Here is a 15,072-nt window from a genome sequence, read left to right as displayed (position 1 = left end):
CGTTTATGAGTTTGTTAAAAAGGCCGCAGCATCATGTTGCGGCCTTTTGCGTTATGATCGTAAGGCGATATAACGCGCCGAAGAATAAACAGGCCGAATGAATGCACTGATGCCATGACCACCAATACGCGCCAAAATATCACGTTTGAAATGCTTCAGGCCAAAGCCCGTGAAATCGGCTTTGATGTCTGTGGAGTGGCGCGTCCGAAAATTGATGCGCGTAATCAGCAACGTCTTGATGAATTTGTCGCGGGTGGTGAATACGGTTCTATGGCGTGGATGAATGATCCTGAACGTTTGCCGCGTCGGCGCGATCCGGAAATGCTGTGGCCTGATGTCAAATCAGTGATTGTGCTTGGCAGTAATTATGGGCCGGCGGAAAATCCGATGGCACTGTTGGATCATCCCGACCGGGCGATGATTTCGGTCTATGCCAAGAACAAGGATTATCACGACCTGATCAAAAAGCGCCTGAAGCAATTGGCGCGCTGGGTTGTTGAACAGTCGGGCGGGGCGGAACAGGTCAAGGTTTTCGTCGATACCGCGCCGGTTCTGGAAAAGCCGTTGGGGCAGGCATCGGGAATTGGCTGGCAGGGAAAGCACACCAACCTTGTGTCGCGCGAATTTGGCAGTTGGTTGTTTCTGGGCGAGATTTTTACGACCCATGATTTCCCGGAAGCGGAACCGGAAATCGATCATTGCGGGTCGTGCACCAAATGCCTGTCGGCCTGTCCGACGGATGCCTTTCCGGCCCCCTATAAGCTTGATGCGCGCAGATGCATTTCGTATCTGACGATCGAGCATGACGGGCCGATCCCGCCGGAATTCCGTAAACCGATGGGCAATCGCATTTATGGCTGTGATGATTGTCTGGCCGTGTGCCCTTGGAACAAGTTTGCCAGCCGGACAGAAGAACTAGCCTTTATCCCGCGCGTCGAACTGACGGCGCCACGATTGGCCGATTTCCTTGATCTGGATGACGCCGGATTTCGCGCGTTCTTTACCGGATCGCCGATCAAGCGGATTGGTAGGGCGAAGTTCCTGCGCAATGTTCTGATTGCGGCAGGCAATAGCAAGGCACCGCGCCTGATCCCGCGCATTGAAAATCTGCTGTCAGATGAAAGTGCGCTGATCCGTGCCAGTGCGGTCTGGGCCCTGTCGCAACTGATGAGTGCTGCTGAATTTGCCAGCCTCAAGGACATTCACGCCAAAATCGAAAGTGACCCGGTTGTTCTGGTGGAATGGGATCAGGCCAGTCACGCCGCCTGATCACAATTGCATATCGAACTTCACGAAATTGAAGTGATACCGAAGCCCGCCCTTGGCATCGGCAAAGGCAATCCCGTAACCCGGTCCAAGCGGATTGGGGTCCTGAAGCTCTTCTTCTTTCTCATGGCGGAAATCAAGTGGTTCGCCGGACTGGGTGCTGTTGCCCAAAACGAACGGCACGCCCAGCCAGGTACCTGTCGCCGGGCGATGCAGATGGCCAAAGAACAGATGTTTGATCTGCGGGTTGCTTGATACGATTTCACCAAGTGCGTCTTCGGCATCCAAGCGGATGGTATCCATAAACGGTAGGCCCATTGCCATTGGCGGATGATGCATGAACAGGAAGGTTGGCGTATCCCGATGCGCGGTCAATTCATCGCGCAACCAGTCAAGGCGTTGTGCGCACAGCGTGCCGTGATGGTGGCCGGGAACGATGCTGTCCATCATGACAAAACGCACACCGTTGAAGGTTTGCCCGAAATTGACAAAGCCGTGGGTGTCGGTTTCGGTTGTCGGAAAGGCATCACAAAATGCTTCGCGGATGTCGTGATTGCCCGGAATAATCAGATAGGGAATGGCAAGATCAGATAAAATATCGACAGCATTTTCATACTGTTCCGGTGTGCCGCGGTGGGTGATGTCGCCGGTGATGATGCAGATTTCCGCATCCGCATGATAGGTGTTTACCTCTTCAATGACCTTGCGGAGCGTCGCGGCCGCATCGGGCAGACGCGACACGTCATTTCGCGCCAGAATGTGAAGGTCGGAAAGATGTATGAATTTCATGTCGATGCCCTATCATGGCGGAAAGCTTTTGAAATCATGGTCGTTTTTGCGCCGGAATTAAAGACTAAGGGGCCAAACTCATTCACATAACTGATCCGGCAATTGATATGAGAGAAAAAACTAGGAAAAGCCTGTGGAGCGGGGTGATCCCCGGTCAAGGGGTTTGACGCAGGGGCTTTCTCTCATATCAATTGTCCTTCGGATCGCCCGGATTTGCACGGGTTATTTTGTCGCAAAATCTTGAAAGATCTAGATCTTCCTGCGATTTTGCTTCGCATATCCGCACAAATCCGGGCGACCGGGTCTATTATGTGAATGAGTTTGGACCCTTAACACCGATGGAAGATGCCGTTCGTAAAAGATCAGTGACAATTGCCGGGCACCGGACCAGTTTCTCGCTTGAAGATGCATTCTGGGAAGAATTGGTCGGCATTGCTCAACGTCGCGCCATGACGCTGGCTGAACTGGTTGTCGAAATTGATACCGACCGCGAAGGCAATTTGTCGAGTGCACTGCGGCTGTTTGTCCTGCGCGACCTGCAAAGTCGATTGGCCGGTGGCGCGGGCGGAGCTGAACCGTCCGATCCTGAAAGCCTCAGCGACCAGAATTAAGCAGGACATCCATGTGTGGCATCGCGGGCGCAACCCAACCAGACGATCACAGTGCCGTCGATACGATGCTTCAACGACTTGCCCATCGGGGGCCGGACGGCTCGGGTGTCTGGTCTGATCCAAATGGAAAGATAGCCCTTGGCTGCGTACGCCTTGCCACCACCGATCTGACGGGGCAGGCCAACCAACCGCTTATCAGCACGGACGGGCGATTTGTTCTGGTTTTCAACGGTTATATCGCGGGACATCAGCGCAAGATACAGGCGGCAACCCGCGACGGCCTGACATTCCAAACCCGGAATGATGCGGAACTTGTTTTGCAATTGATGTCCAACGCAATCCGGCAGGGAAGTGATCCTGCAAAGGTACTCCAAACCTTGTCGGGGCAATATGCGCTTGCCTTGTGGGATGTGGCGCAATCCTGTCTGTGGCTGGCGCGTGATCCGCTGGGCATCAAACCGCTTTATGTTTTGAGCCGTCCAGGCGGTCACATTGCCTTTGCGTCAGAGATATCGGCGTTTTCTGCAATTTCTCCGCTGGTGCGGGATGAGAGAGTCAAATCGACATATCTTGCCCATCTGTTTGTGCCCGCACCCGACACCGGGAAAGAGGCCGTAAAACTTCGTCCACCCGGTACGCTCATGCGCTGGCACGCGGGCGAGGTTTCTACAGACCACATCGCGCACCCGGTATATCGGGCCGACAAGGCTTCGCAGATACCGACGGCGGGCGACCTATTGTCTGCTGTTCGTCAATCGGTTGCTGATGCGATGGATGCGGATTGCGAAGTGGGATGTCTGGTTTCGGGTGGACTGGATAGTGCGGGTGTCGCGGCATTGGCGTGCGATATTGCGCGCGAACGTGGACAGAATTTTCCCAAGGCATTCGTGATGGGGTTTGATGATCCGGCCCTTGATGAAACGGAAGCTGCGCAAAAACTCTGTCGGCATCTCGGGCAAGAGCTGCATGTCGTTGCAGCCCCGACGCAGCCAGAGGACATCTATCAGGAGCTTGTGGCGGCCTTGAAAAGTGTCGGCGGGCCCTTTGCCAATCCGTCGATTGTCCTGATGCGCTGCCTTGCAAAAGCGGTGAGCGGGAATGTCAAAGTATGTCTGTCAGGCGATGGCGGGGATGAGTTGTTTGGCGGCTATCCGCGATATCGGGCCGCACAGTTTTACGAGACATATTGGCGTCACGTGCCAAGACCTTTGCGGCGACTGACAGCAAAGCTGTATGACGCTGGCACTCGACGGGAAATCCATCGCTTTCTTGCGGGCGGTTCAGGGGCGCGCAATCATGCCTTTGCCGTTTGGAACAACCGGTGTGTGATACCCGAATGCGATGCCAGAATTGCGCAGTGTCCTGATTTGCGCGGCAGCCTGACAGACGCGATGATGCATTTTGATCGCGATGTGACGCTTCCAGGTAATCAGCTTTTGATGTCGGATCGTTGCGGGATGGCCCATGGGCTTGAATATCGGTTGCCGCTTTTGGGGCATGATGTTGTGCGCATCGCGGGGGCAGTTACCGCGAAGCAACACCTTAAATACGGTCCAAAATCCCTGTGGCGTCAGGCCGTAATCCCCTACCTGCCAGCGGGGCATGTTCAACACCACAAGATCGGCTTTAATCCGCCTGTCGCAACGTGGCTTTTGGGTGTCGCCCGATATCTGTGGGGGGATGCGAACCGAATTCTTGAGGCGATCTTCGCTGATGTCGCCATTACGTTTGATCGCAAGACGGCATATTGGAAGCGCGCCGTTTCGGGCAAGGATCTGGATATGACGCTTAGTGTCTGGGCGCTGATGGTCTGGCAAATCTGGCTTGAACTGGATGGATCAGATATGGGGAGCGCTGCTGATACTGCGTGATCTGCGATACAGATTGAGCGCGGTCAGGGCCGTCGGGGCCAGTTGTACCACTTGGCGCGAGAGTGACAACAGGCGGTCTTCATCCGGATCATTGTCTTCGAATACGGATTGGGTGGTTTCGCAAAGTTCGGAAAGCTGGCGCAGTCCAAAGGTCCCGGATGTGCTTTTAAGCGCATGAACTTCGTTGCGGACCGTGGTCATGTCATCTTCTGACAGGGCCTTGTCGATCTTGACCAGACGGGATTCCGTTTCATTGATGAAAATCTCGATACCGCATCCCGCACCTTCGTCCCCGGCATCGGTGTAAAGCTGTTCAAGAATACGCACATCGAGAACCGGACTGGTCAGGGATTCCGGGCGATACGGACGACCGATCCGCGCACCCTTGCTGCGTTTTTGGGCTGCGTTCGGATCGCCTGTGGTGCCGCTGCGCCGGGTGATCAGTTCCTGCATGGTTTTGATCAGTTTTTGCCGCTGGATGGGTTTGTTGATGAAATCATCAACACCGGATTGGCGGGCAATGACATTCCAGTCACGTGACTGATGGGCGGATAATGCAATGATCGGCGTGCGCGAAACCGGCCCACTCATATGGCGGATGCGGCGGGTGGTGTGCAGCCCGTCCATATCGGGCATTTCGACATCCATCAGGATCAGGTCGGCATTCACCCCGCGCTTGAGCATGTTCAGCACCGTCTGGCCATTGCTGGCCTCGACAATGCCATATCCCTCGGCCTGCAGAATGCGGCGCGCCACCATGCGGTTGCTTTCGCTGTCATCGGCAATGATGACGGTGCCGATTTTGGCATCATTGGCGGAACTGGTCGCTTCAATCCGCTCGGACTGAGGGACTTGCGGCTTGACGAAGCACACCGAAAGCATGCCGCCATCGGCAAGTTCGGTCTCATTGAAGATCAGGTCTTCCTCGGCAATCCCGGAGATCAATTGTTCCCACGCCGGATTGGCAAAGACAATCCGTTCGTCTGCATCAAACAGCGCAATGCCTGTCTGTGCCTGATTAAGGGCCTCGATGATCTTCGTTTCCATTGGACATCGACCGATTCGGTGCCTCGGTTTCCACCAAAGGGCACATTTTAATTTCCCGTATGAAACGCAGGGGTTTCATTTGTGAGTTCAGTTATTTTTACAGTTTTTTCTAATAAGTCCATGTTTTTTAGGCGTCACACCGAATGTCCCGGTCCCACGGCTGAAACAGAGATGCGAAACATGTGTTTCGTATAATGTAAATTTTGAAACATGTGTTGTGTGTCGCTGCTGCCTGTGGCGTAATCTTGGTCTTCCTGACAGGGCATGGATATCCGGGTGATGGGTTTGCAAACTGATCTGCGTGAAAAGCTGATTTCGGACTACGCAAAGCTTAGTCCGCAAATGCAAAAGGCTGCGCGTTATATCCTGGATCATCCAAATGATGTCGCCTTGCGTTCCATGCGGGCACTGGCCCGTGCAGCAAATGTGCCGCCAAGTACGGTCACTCGTCTGATGACTGCGATTGGCGTCGAGACCTGGCAGGACTTCCGGGATCATTATCAAAGCCGGTTGCTTGATCAGCCCGCAAGCTACACCCGCCGCGCGCGCGAAACGCAAAAGACCGACAATGATGTCGACCGGGACCAGCATCTTCTTGAAAGCATTTGCCGCACCGAAATCGACAATATCAGCGACGCTTACTCGCCGGATCTTGTGTCACGCATGATTGCGACCTGCGAGGCGATTGAAAATGCCCGTCAGGTGTTCATCGTCGGGCGGGGGGCGGCATATCCGGCCGCGTTCCAGTTTGCCTATGCCTATCGGCTGTTTTGCGACAATGGCGTCCTGGTCGATGGCCATTCCGGTACTTTTGGCGATGAACTGCGTGGCATTGGGCGACGTGACATCATGATTGCTGTCGGGGCAAAACCCTATATCCGCGATACGGTGCGTGCGGTTGAGTTTGCCCGGTCCCAGCATTGCCCGGTCATCGCAGTAACAGACTCTGATGTTTCACCGATTGCGATGGATGCGCATTGCAAACTTGTGGTGCGCGACACCTCGCAGTCGTTTTTCCAAAGTTTTACCGCCGCCCTTTCCGTGATGCAGGCCCTTGTTGCCCTGCTGGTCGCGCGGGGCGGCCCCAAGGCCCTGCAACGGATTGCCGCTGCAGAAGAACAACTCGCTGTCTTTGACACATATCTCGAAGACTAGGCACTTTACGGAACGCCCGATCATGACCAATGCGTCAAACTCTGCCCGATCTTCTGTGCCGGCCCCGAATGCCGGAACTCGTGTTCTGCACCGCACGAGCACATCCACCCCGCCGCGCGCCGTCAGGGGGGAGGGGATCTATATTTTTGACCAGAACGGGAAGAGTTATCTTGATGCCTGCGGAGGGGCAGCCGTGTCATGCCTTGGTCATTCCGATCCGGATGTCCGTGCTGCCATGCATGCGCAGATTGATCAGATTGCCTATGCCCATTCCGGGTTCTTTTCATCCGATGCGATGGAAGAACTGGCCGATGAACTGGTCGCATCGGCGCCCGACGGCATCGACAAAGTCTATTTTGTTTCCGGCGGGTCAGAGGCCACCGAAGCAGCCCTTAAAATGGCGCGCCAGTACTTTCTCGAAATCGGCCAGCCGGACCGTAAATACGTCATCGCCCGTCGCCAATCCTATCACGGCAATACCCTTGGCGCGTTGTCGGTTGGTGGCAATATGTGGCGGCGCAAACAGTTTGAACCGCTTCTGATCACCGCAAGTCACATCGCACCTGTTTATCAGTATCGTGACCAGCGTGACGATGAAACGCCAGAGGCCTATGGCCTTCGCGTTGCCAACGAACTGGAAACCGCGATCCTTGAGCTTGGGGCGGAAAGCGTTGCGGCATTCGTGGCCGAGCCGGTTGTCGGGGCAACGGCGGGTGCGCTTGCCCCAGTGCCGGGTTACTTCAAGCGCGTGCGCGAAATTTGCGATCAATATGGTGTGTTGTTGATCCTTGATGAAGTCATGTGCGGCATGGGCCGCACCGGCACCCTGCATGCGATTGAGCAGGAAGGCATTTCTGGCGATCTGCAAACCATCGCCAAGGGGCTTGGGGCAGGTTACCAGCCGATTGGTGCCGTGCTTGTGTCAAAGAAAATCAACGATGCCATTGCCAATGGATCGGGTTTCTTCCAGCACGGTCACACCTATCAGGGGCATGCAACCGCCTGTGCGGCTGCACTTGCGACCCAACGCGCCATCAAGGAACGCAACCTTTTGGCCAATGTCGTCAAACAGGGGGAAAACCTTGTCGCGGCACTTGAGGCAAAACTGGGCCAGCACCCGTTTGTTGGTGATATCCGCGGACGTGGCCTGTTTCGCGGGGTGGAGCTTGTCGCAGATCGTGAAACCAAGGACCCGTTCGATCCTATCCTTAAAATCAATGCCAAGATCAAGAAGGCGGCCTTTGCACGCGGACTGATGGCCTATCCGATGGGCGGTACTATTGATGGCGTTCGCGGTGACCATGTGTTGTTTGCCCCGGCCTTCATCATTGATGAAAACGATGTCGCCAAGATCGTCGATATGTTTGCAGGTGCGCTTGATGATGTCTTTAAGGCCGAGGGATTGGCGTGATGGGATATGGCGACAAACCGTTTCTGATTGCCTCCGCCCCCAATGGTGCGCGCAAAACAAAGGCCGATTTGCCAAACATTCCGATCACGCCAGCCGAAGTCGCAAGGACGGCTTTGGAATGCAAGGCCGCCGGTGCATCGATGATGCATCTGCATGTTCGCGATGAGGATCAGAAGCACAGCCTTGATGTTGGTCGTTATCGGGAAATGCTGAACGAGGTCAGATCATCGGTTGGTGACGATATGCTGTTGCAAGTCACGACCGAGGCGGTTGGCATCTATACCGCCCAGCAGCAGATGGAACTGATCAGAAACCTGCTGCCAGAAGCGGTATCAATCGCTGTGCGTGAAATTGCACCCGTCGATGCGGACCTCAATGCGCTGAAATCGTTTTTCGAATTTATGCGCGAGGCAAAGATCTCGCCGCAGCTGATCCTTTATGCGCCTGATGATGTCGCGCGGTTCAATCAGCTCGTTGAAATTGGTGTTCTGCCTGGTGACAAGTTCCCGGTTCTGTTCGTGCTAGGCCGTTACACCGCTGGTCAGGTGTCTCAGCCTTCTGATCTTTTGCCATTTATAGGATCCAGCCCGTATGTCTCGGAATGGATGTTGTGTGCTTTCGGGGCATATGAAAATGCCTGCATTCTGACGGGTGCTGGACTGGGTGGTCATGCGCGTATCGGATTTGAAAATAATCACCTTAGGGTTGACGGATCGCCTGCTTCGAACAATGCTGATCTTATTGCCCAGGCACATGATGGTTCGATCCTGATGGGGCGGAAGATCGCGACAGGTGAACAGGCCCGCCAGATTATGCAACCCATGTGGTAGGAGGTGCAAAAACAACCGGACAATACGCACAAATACTGAATTTCGTCAGGAGGTTTCGGGGTTATAGGGTTTTATTCCGCCAAGTCGGACACTATAATCCCCATCGTCGAAACATCTGATTTCTCTGATGTTTCCGTTTGATTCAGTTGTTCGATGTCGAACATTTGAATGCCTGATAACAGGGTGTAAAAAGGGAGCGAATCCTAATGAAAAAACTTATCGCTGTAGCGGGTGCAGTCGCTGCGATTGCTGGCGCCTCGCTGTTTGCCGGTCAGGCCTCGGCACAGGAAAACCGTTTCATCACCATCGGTACCGGTGGTGTGACTGGTGTGTACTATCCGACCGGTGGCGCGATCTGCCGTCTGGTCAACAAGGATCGCAAAGAGCACGGCATTCGTTGCTCGGTCGAATCCACGGGTGGTTCGGTTTACAACATCAACACCATTCGTACCGGCGAGCTGGACATGGGTGTTGCCCAGTCTGACTGGCAGTACCATGCCTATAACGGGACTTCGAAATTCGAAGACCAGGGTCCGTTCGAAGACCTGCGCGCTGTATTCTCCGTCCATCCGGAGCCGTTCACCGTTGTTGCCCGTGCAGATGCCGGCATCAAGACCTTTGACGACCTCAAAGGCAAGCGCGTGAACATCGGTAACCCGGGTTCCGGTCAGCGCGGCACCATGGACATCGTTCTTGCTGCCAAAGGCTGGACCCTTGATGACTTCTCGCTGGCATCCGAACTGAAGCCGGCTGAGCAGTCCCAGGCGCTTTGCGACAACAAGATCGACGCTATGATCTACACCGTTGGTCACCCGTCCGGTTCGATCCAGGAAGCAACCACTGCCTGTGATTCGGTTCTGGTTGAAGTTGCTGGCCCGGAAATTGAAAAGCTGATCGCTGACAACCCGTACTACCGTGCAGCCACCATCCCGGGCGGCATGTATCGTGGTAACCCGGATGATGTTGTGACCTTTGGTGTCGGTGCGACCTTTGTGTCCTCGACCAACACCGATGCCGACATCGTCTACAACGTTGTCAAAGCAGTCTTTGAAAACTTCGACGACTTCAAAAAGCTGCATCCGGCATTTGAAGTCCTGAAAAAAGAAGAAATGATCAAGGACGGCCTGTCGGCTCCGCTGCATGACGGCGCAGCTCAGTACTACAAAGAAGCTGGCCTGATGTAATCGGGCTTGGGACGGAGGGCGTTTTTCGCCCTCCGTTTTTCTTTTGCGCCCGACGGGTTTGCTCACAAAAATTGAATAAAATGAACACCGTCATTTAGGTGTTGGAGTACTCCGTGGGGGACCGGGTGTGTGTCGACGGAGGCTTTTTGTTTCTGGACCCCCAGTTCAAATGGCTTTCGTAGTGACCGGGAGTTTGTGATGACTGACGACAAGAATACGAAAAATGTGTCCGTCGATCAGGGGCTGCAGGACCTGATTGCGGAAAATGATACAGGGGCCCGTCAGCCAAGTGGTTTGACGGCGAAGATATTGTTGTGGCTTGCCGTTGCATGGTCACTGTTCCAGCTTTGGCTGGCCTCGCCATTGCCATTTATCTTTAATTTCGGCGTTTTGAACTCGACCGAGGCGCGGTCGATCCATCTCGCATTTGCTATTTTCCTGGCCTTTATGGCCTATCCGGCCTTCAAGAATTCCCCACGTAGCTACATTCCGATCGTCGATTGGGTTCTGGCTGCGGTTGGTGCGTTTTGTGCGGCTTACATTTACATATTCTATCGCGAACTTTCGGATCGTCCGGGGCTGCCGATTACGGCGGATCTTGTTGCAGCTGGTGTTGGCCTTGTCATGTTGCTTGAAGCAACCCGTCGCGCACTTGGCCCGCCCTTGATGATCGTTGCGATGGTGTTCCTGGCGTATGTCTTCTTTGGCAATGCACCGTGGGTGCCAGATGTTCTGCAATGGAGCGGGGCGAGCTTCTCCAAGGCGATGTCGCATCAGTGGATCACCACCGAGGGCGTGTTTGGTATCGCGCTTGGCGTATCAACCAGCTTTGTGTTCCTGTTTGTGCTGTTTGGATCGCTTCTCGATAAGGCGGGTGCCGGCAACTATTTCATCAAGGTTGCATTTGCCGCCCTTGGTCACATGCGTGGTGGCCCGGCAAAGGCCGCTGTTTTGTCATCGGCGATGACCGGCCTTATTTCAGGGTCCTCGATTGCCAACGTTGTGACGACCGGTACCTTTACCATTCCGCTAATGAAGCGCGTTGGTTTCTCGGGTGAGAAGGCCGGTGCGGTGGAAGTCGCATCCTCGGTCAATGGTCAGATCATGCCGCCTGTGATGGGGGCTGCGGCCTTCCTGATGGTGGAATATGTCGGCATTCCGTACCCGGAAGTCATCAAGCATGCCTTCCTGCCCGCAACGATTTCCTATATCGCACTGATTTACATTGTTCACCTTGAGGCACTTAAGGCGAACATGAAGGGCCTGCCGAAACGGGTGACCTCGACCCTTGGTCAAACGCTGATCAGATCGCTTCTGTTCGTGCTGTCACTCGTCGTGCTTTCGGGGCTGGTTTACTACGCCATTGTCTTCCAGAAGCAGCTATTTGGTGATGCCGTTGGTTGGATTGTCGCACTCGAGTGTGCTGCGATTTATCTGGCAGGGCTTTATTACGCGGCAAGATATCCCGATCTTGAAATGGATGATCCCAACCAGCCGGTGGTCGAATTGCCGGCTTTGGGTGAAACCGCCAAGGCTGGTTTGCATTATCTGCTGCCGGTTGTGGTTCTGGTCTGGTTCCTGATGATTGAATTGAAATCACCGGGGCTGTCGGCCTTCTGGGCGACGGTTCTGATGATCTTCATCATGCTGACCCAGCATGCTGCCAAGGGCATCTTCCGCAAAAGCCGCAATGTTTCCAACGACCTTAAGCTTGGCTTGATCGACGTGATTGACGGTTTTGCCACCGGTGCCCGCAACATGATCGGCATTGGTGTGGCAACGGCCGCCGCCGGTATCATCGTTGGCACGGTGTCACTGACCGGTATCGGTCAGGTGATGGTTGAATTCGTCGAACTGATTTCGGGCGGCAATTTGATGCTGATCCTGATCTTTACCGCCGTGATCAGCCTGATCCTTGGCATGGGGCTTCCGACCACGGCAAACTACATCGTGGTTTCCAGCCTGATGGCACCGGTGATTGTCGAACTTGGCGCGGCAAACGGACTGATCGTGCCGTTAATCGCGGTTCACCTGTTTGTCTTCTATTTCGGCATCATGGCCGATGTGACCCCGCCGGTCGGTTTGGCATCCTTTGCTGCTGCCGCCGTATCGGGGGCTGATCCGATGAAGACCGGGGTGGTGGCATTCTTCTATTCAATGCGCACAGCCGTCCTGCCGTTCCTGTTCCTGTTCAACACGCAACTTCTGATGATCGGTCTGGATCATCCGCTGGATGTGGTGATGGTGATCATTGTTTCGACAATCGCCATGCTGGTCTTTGCCGCAGCGACGCAGGGGTATTTCTTTGCCCGGTCCAAGCTGTGGGAAAGTGCGGCACTGCTGTTGATCGCGTTCACCTTGTTCCGTCCGGGTTTTTGGCTCGACATGATTGCGCCGCCTTACGAAAACCTTCCGGCGACAACCATTGTCGAAGATGCCGCCAACATGCCGCCTGAATCCAACATCCTTCTGGATGTCGAAGGCATCAGCATCGAAGGGGATGAGGTTTCCAAATCCGTGATGCTGCCGCTTGGTCCGGCAGGTGCGGGTGAGGATCGCCTTTATCACGCCGGTATCGGTATCCGGAATGAAGATGGTCGTATCTATATCGACGATCTGGTCTTTGCCGGTCCGGCCGAGAAAGCCGGGCTTGATTTCGACTTTGAAATCACCGCGGTAAAGGTCGAGGCTGATCGTCCGGCCAAGGAAGTCTTCTTTATCCCGGCCTTCCTGTTGCTGGGTGGGATCATTGTTCTTCAACGCCGACGCAAGCGCAGTGAAGACGCGCTTGGTACGGCCTGACTGGGAGATTGAACATGTACAAGGATATTCTGGTCACAGTAGATCTTGATCATGAGTCTTCCTGGAAGAAGGCCGTACCGGTTGCGATCAAGCAGGCGCAAAGCTTTGGTGCGCGCCTGCATGTTCTGACCGTGGTGCCCACGGTTGGAATGTCGATGGTTGGTCAATTCTTCCCGAAGGGCTACGAAACCAAGGTTCTTGAAGCCTATAACGAACGTCTCCACCAATTTGTGGCTGAACATATTCCGTCAGACATCAAGGTGCAGCACATCGTGGGCCAGGGAACGGTTTACGAGGTCATCCTTCAGATCGCGAAGAAAACCAATTGCGACCTGATCGTGATCGGCTCCCACCGCCCGGAACTGAAGGATTATCTTCTGGGGCCGAATGCTGCGCGCGTTGTGCGCCATGCCGATTGCTCGGTGATGGTCGTTCGCGAGTAGGGTTTGACGGCCTTTCTGCTTGAATAGAAAACGGGGGCGATGCAGATGCATCGCCCCCGTTGCTGTTGGGACGGATCAGGTATTTACTTTGCGGCGCAAGGGTTAGCTGCGCACGGATTGGCCGCGCACGGGTTTTTCGCAGCACATGGATTAGCTGCGCACGGGTTTGCCGCACACGGGCTGCACGGGTTAACCACTTTTTTGGCGGCACACGGGTTCGCAGCACACGGGTTTGCGGCGCAAGGATTGGCTGCACATGGGCTGCAGGGTGCGCAACTTGCCACTTCGGCGGTCGGTGCCGGAAGCGGGGCCGCCATCGCCATCGGTGTTGCCATGGCAAGGCTGGTGCCTATTGCCATCGCCGGGATGAGTGCCTTTTGTGCGAAAGTCATGGATTTCTTGGTCATGTCGTGCCTCTCTGAAGATCCGGTAAGTTCAATCCGGGGCGTTCCGTCGCCCATCGGTAAGCGCACTATGATCCAATTCTTCACCGAAGCGGCGTCACATGGTTTCACTGTTGTGTGAGACCGTCGTGTTCAAAAAGGTGTTTGCCTACAACTGATTAGAAGCCCATTAGATAAAATGCATGTCACAAATACCGGTTGAAAACTGTCAAACCGATTGAAAGTGCGGCAAAAGTTCAGCATCTTGGGGTCAGTTATAAAGGGGGCATAAGTTGGGGTTTCGTTTGAATAAAGCGTGAGCCGCACCGCCCATCAGGACGGAAGTTTGTATGATAGTCGGGGATCGTATCGCAGAAATCTGGAAGTTCTGCGCTGTTGCGTGCGTTGTTGGCCTTGCGGGAAACGCAGAGGCGGCAGGTAATGGAATCCCCGAGACGATCGACATTCCGTCTGGCTGGTTCTGGCAGGGATCTGATTCAATCGAACGGCAATATGCCTATCAGATTGACGAGCAGGTCTATGGCCACGATATCAGCCGCCGTAACCGTTGGTATGATCTCGAAGCCGATAAATGGCGCGTCCATCTTTTGGGTTATGATATCGGCAAAACGCCGGTAACCAATGACCAGTATGCGGTTTTTGTCGAAGAAACCGGCCATCCCGCACCAACGATCAGTCAGGAAGACTGGGAACGTCAGGGGCTGATTTATAACTATGACACCATCGTGCCGTTCCTTTGGAATGATGGTCGTCCCCCGCGCGGGCGTGGCAATCATCCGGTCGTTCTGGTGTCGTGGCAGGATGCCAACGCCTATACCCGCTGGCTGAGCGAAAAGACGGGTGAAAGCTGGCACTTGCCCGACGAGCTTTATTGGGAAAAGGCGACGCGCGGCCCGGATGGTACGTTTTACCCTTGGGGAAATATTTTCGATGCAAGCCGCCTGAACAGTGCCGATAGCGGACCGTTTGATACCATGCCTGTCGGCCAGTTCGAAGCCGGGCCATATGGTGTGCTTGACGGTGTCGGGCAGGTGTTTGAATGGACGTCTTCATCTTCCCAACCGGGCTATCGGACAGTTAAGGGCGGATCATGGGATGATCGCGGGTGCGGGGTTTGTCGCCCGGCAGCCCGTCACGCCCGCCCGGAATATCTCAAGCACATCCTGATTGGTTTTCGGGTGATGCGCGATCACTGATCGCCCGAGGCGATTGTTGCAAAGCGCCATCAAATCACTAACTGTTGAAAGGGGTTTATTGGC

13 protein-coding genes are annotated in these 15,072 nt (G+C 54.7%); 11 read left to right on the top strand and 2 right to left on the bottom strand.

The window, feature by feature from the left end; translation table 11 throughout:
• The first annotated feature begins 114 nt into the window (after positions 1-114).
• Complete coding sequence (gene queG / locus FHI25_RS00830) at positions 115-1,269, top strand: tRNA epoxyqueuosine(34) reductase QueG (RefSeq protein ID WP_210514146.1); 1,155 nt, start codon at positions 115-117, stop codon at positions 1,267-1,269.
• On the opposite strand, the gene FHI25_RS00825 is transcribed toward queG, so the two are convergent.
• Positions 1,270-2,055: a phosphodiesterase gene (locus FHI25_RS00825; RefSeq protein WP_210514144.1), complete on the bottom strand. Its 786-nt coding sequence runs from the start codon at positions 2,053-2,055 to the stop codon at positions 1,270-1,272.
• A 338-nt stretch (positions 2,056-2,393) separates the two neighbouring features.
• Here FHI25_RS00825 and FHI25_RS00820 point away from each other — a divergent pair, with 338 nt between their 5' ends.
• Both FHI25_RS00820 and asnB read left to right on the top strand, forming a co-directional pair.
• The gene (locus FHI25_RS00820; protein ID WP_210514142.1) at positions 2,394-2,666 is read left to right on the top strand and encodes a ribbon-helix-helix domain-containing protein; all 273 of its coding nucleotides are present in this window, start codon (positions 2,394-2,396) and stop codon (positions 2,664-2,666) included.
• Positions 2,667-2,677: 11 nt separating this feature from the next.
• A complete protein-coding gene (gene asnB, locus FHI25_RS00815; RefSeq protein WP_210514140.1) occupies positions 2,678-4,537 on the top strand; it encodes an asparagine synthase (glutamine-hydrolyzing) in 1,860 nt (619 codons plus the stop codon).
• Here the strand turns inward: asnB and FHI25_RS00810 are convergent.
• Positions 4,505-5,584, bottom strand: coding sequence for a response regulator (locus FHI25_RS00810; RefSeq protein ID WP_210514138.1), 1,080 nt, complete (start codon positions 5,582-5,584; stop codon positions 4,505-4,507). The two genes, asnB and FHI25_RS00810, sit on opposite strands and share 33 nt — an antisense overlap.
• Positions 5,585-5,863: 279 nt before the next feature.
• Between FHI25_RS00810 and FHI25_RS00805 the strand changes: the two genes are divergently transcribed.
• The 8 genes from FHI25_RS00805 to FHI25_RS00770 all read left to right on the top strand — a co-directional run bounded on the left by FHI25_RS00805 (position 5,864) and on the right by FHI25_RS00770 (position 15,009).
• On the top strand, positions 5,864-6,739 hold the full coding sequence (locus FHI25_RS00805) for a MurR/RpiR family transcriptional regulator (RefSeq protein ID WP_210514136.1): 876 nt from the start codon (positions 5,864-5,866) through the stop codon (positions 6,737-6,739).
• 22 nt (positions 6,740-6,761) lie between these two features.
• Positions 6,762-8,150 (top strand): aspartate aminotransferase family protein, encoded by a 1,389-nt coding sequence (locus tag FHI25_RS00800; protein ID WP_210514134.1) that lies wholly within the window; start codon positions 6,762-6,764, stop codon positions 8,148-8,150.
• Complete coding sequence (locus FHI25_RS00795; protein WP_210514132.1) at positions 8,150-8,980, top strand: 3-keto-5-aminohexanoate cleavage protein; 831 nt, start codon at positions 8,150-8,152, stop codon at positions 8,978-8,980. The genes FHI25_RS00800 and FHI25_RS00795 overlap by 1 nt, the downstream gene beginning before the upstream one ends.
• Before the next feature lie 206 nt (positions 8,981-9,186).
• Positions 9,187-10,164 carry a TAXI family TRAP transporter solute-binding subunit gene (locus FHI25_RS00790; protein WP_008889649.1) on the top strand — a complete coding sequence of 326 codons (978 nt, stop codon included), beginning with the start codon at positions 9,187-9,189 and terminating at the stop codon, positions 10,162-10,164.
• 198 nt (positions 10,165-10,362) lie between these two features.
• Positions 10,363-12,966, top strand: coding sequence for a TRAP transporter permease (locus FHI25_RS00785; protein ID WP_210514130.1), 2,604 nt, complete (start codon positions 10,363-10,365; stop codon positions 12,964-12,966).
• A gap of 14 nt (positions 12,967-12,980) precedes the next feature.
• Positions 12,981-13,409: a universal stress protein gene (locus tag FHI25_RS00780; RefSeq protein WP_063088881.1), complete on the top strand. Its 429-nt coding sequence runs from the start codon at positions 12,981-12,983 to the stop codon at positions 13,407-13,409.
• A 39-nt stretch (positions 13,410-13,448) separates the two neighbouring features.
• Positions 13,449-13,934, top strand: coding sequence for a hypothetical protein (locus tag FHI25_RS00775; protein ID WP_210514128.1), 486 nt, complete (start codon positions 13,449-13,451; stop codon positions 13,932-13,934).
• Positions 13,935-14,142: 208 nt separating this feature from the next.
• The gene (locus FHI25_RS00770; protein ID WP_210514126.1) at positions 14,143-15,009 is read left to right on the top strand and encodes an SUMF1/EgtB/PvdO family nonheme iron enzyme; all 867 of its coding nucleotides are present in this window, start codon (positions 14,143-14,145) and stop codon (positions 15,007-15,009) included.
• Positions 15,010-15,072: the final 63 nt, after the last annotated feature.

It is taken from the genome of Thalassospira sp. ER-Se-21-Dark, from assembly GCF_017922435.1.
Taxonomy (GTDB): domain Bacteria; phylum Pseudomonadota; class Alphaproteobacteria; order Rhodospirillales; family Thalassospiraceae; genus Thalassospira.
Note: the sequence above shows the minus strand (reverse complement) of the source record. Positions and strands in the feature narration are given on the sequence as shown.

Bases quoted from the DNA above. Each gene is read 5' to 3' on its own strand.
- queG (WP_210514146.1), top strand. From the start codon at position 115: ATGACCACCAATACGCGCCAAAATATCACGTTTGAAATGCTTCAGGCC.
- FHI25_RS00825 (WP_210514144.1), bottom strand. From the start codon at position 2,055: ATGAAATTCATACATCTTTCCGACCTTCACATTCTGGCGCGAAATGAC.
- FHI25_RS00820 (WP_210514142.1), top strand. From the start codon at position 2,394: ATGGAAGATGCCGTTCGTAAAAGATCAGTGACAATTGCCGGGCACCGG.
- asnB (WP_210514140.1), top strand. From the start codon at position 2,678: ATGTGTGGCATCGCGGGCGCAACCCAACCAGACGATCACAGTGCCGTC.
- FHI25_RS00810 (WP_210514138.1), bottom strand. From the start codon at position 5,584: ATGGAAACGAAGATCATCGAGGCCCTTAATCAGGCACAGACAGGCATT.
- FHI25_RS00805 (WP_210514136.1), top strand. From the start codon at position 5,864: ATGGGTTTGCAAACTGATCTGCGTGAAAAGCTGATTTCGGACTACGCA.
- FHI25_RS00800 (WP_210514134.1), top strand. From the start codon at position 6,762: ATGACCAATGCGTCAAACTCTGCCCGATCTTCTGTGCCGGCCCCGAAT.
- FHI25_RS00795 (WP_210514132.1), top strand. From the start codon at position 8,150: ATGGGATATGGCGACAAACCGTTTCTGATTGCCTCCGCCCCCAATGGT.
- FHI25_RS00790 (WP_008889649.1), top strand. From the start codon at position 9,187: ATGAAAAAACTTATCGCTGTAGCGGGTGCAGTCGCTGCGATTGCTGGC.
- FHI25_RS00785 (WP_210514130.1), top strand. From the start codon at position 10,363: ATGACTGACGACAAGAATACGAAAAATGTGTCCGTCGATCAGGGGCTG.
- FHI25_RS00780 (WP_063088881.1), top strand. From the start codon at position 12,981: ATGTACAAGGATATTCTGGTCACAGTAGATCTTGATCATGAGTCTTCC.
- FHI25_RS00775 (WP_210514128.1), top strand. From the start codon at position 13,449: ATGCAGATGCATCGCCCCCGTTGCTGTTGGGACGGATCAGGTATTTAC.
- FHI25_RS00770 (WP_210514126.1), top strand. From the start codon at position 14,143: ATGATAGTCGGGGATCGTATCGCAGAAATCTGGAAGTTCTGCGCTGTT.